Source organism: Vibrio sp. OPT20 (assembly GCF_963889365.1).
GTDB classification, from domain to species: domain Bacteria; phylum Pseudomonadota; class Gammaproteobacteria; order Enterobacterales; family Vibrionaceae; genus Vibrio; species Vibrio splendidus.
Genome location: NZ_CAWPOA010000045.1, coordinates 1 through 1153 on the forward strand (window position 1 = coordinate 1; position 1153 = coordinate 1153).

Consider the following 1153-nt stretch of genomic DNA (forward strand, 5'->3'; position numbering starts at 1 on the left):
CCAACTGTACGGCCACCTTCGCGGATTGCGAAACGTAGACCTTCGTCCATTGCGATTGGAGCGATTAGCTCAACAGTCATTTGAACGTTGTCACCTGGCATTACCATTTCTACGCCTTCTGGTAGAGTGATATCGCCTGTTACGTCAGTTGTACGGAAGTAGAACTGTGGACGGTAACCCTTGAAGAAAGGAGTGTGACGGCCGCCTTCGTCTTTAGAAAGTACGTATACTTCAGACTCAAACTTAGTGTGTGGGTTGATTGAACCTTTAGCAGAAAGTACTTGGCCACGTTCAACGTCATCACGCTTAGTACCACGTAGAAGTGCACCAACGTTCTCACCTGCACGACCTTCGTCAAGCAGTTTACGGAACATTTCAACACCAGTACAAGTAGTAAGAGTAGTTTCTTTGATACCAACGATTTCTACTTCGTCACCTACACGTAGGATACCGCGCTCGATACGACCAGTAACTACTGTACCACGACCTTGGATTGAGAATACATCTTCAATAGGAAGTAGGAACGGTAGATCAACAGCACGCTCTGGAAGTGGAATGTAAGAATCTAGTGCTTCTGCAAGCTCAACGATCTTGTCTTCCCACTGCTTTTCGCCGTTTAGAGCGCCAAGTGCAGAACCTTGAATTACTGGAAGGTCGTCTCCTGGGTACTCGTACTCAGAAAGAAGTTCACGTACTTCCATTTCTACTAGCTCAAGTAGCTCTTCGTCATCAACCATGTCACATTTGTTCATGAATACGATGATGTAAGGGATACCAACTTGACGACCAAGTAGGATGTGCTCACGTGTTTGTGGCATAGGGCCATCTGTAGCAGCAACAACTAGGATACCGCCGTCCATTTGAGCAGCACCAGTGATCATGTTTTTAACATAATCGGCGTGTCCAGGACAGTCTACGTGTGCGTAGTGACGTTCAGGAGTATCGTACTCAACGTGAGAAGTTGCGATTGTGATACCGCGCTCGCGCTCTTCTGGAGCGTTATCGATAGATGCGAAATCTTTAGCAACACCGCCGTACACTTTTGCAAGTGTAGTACAGATAGCAGCAGTTAGAGTTGTTTTACCGTGGTCAACGTGGCCGATAGTACCAACGTTTACGTGCGGTTTCGTACGTTCAAATTTTTCTTTAGACA

At 46.6% G+C, this 1153-nt stretch carries 1 protein-coding gene; it reads right to left on the reverse strand.

Features of this window, described 5'->3' with window-relative positions; translation table 11 throughout:
- On the reverse strand, nt 1–1153 hold a 1153-nt coding region (gene tuf / locus AACR09_RS09135), incomplete at both ends, for an elongation factor Tu (protein WP_069593548.1).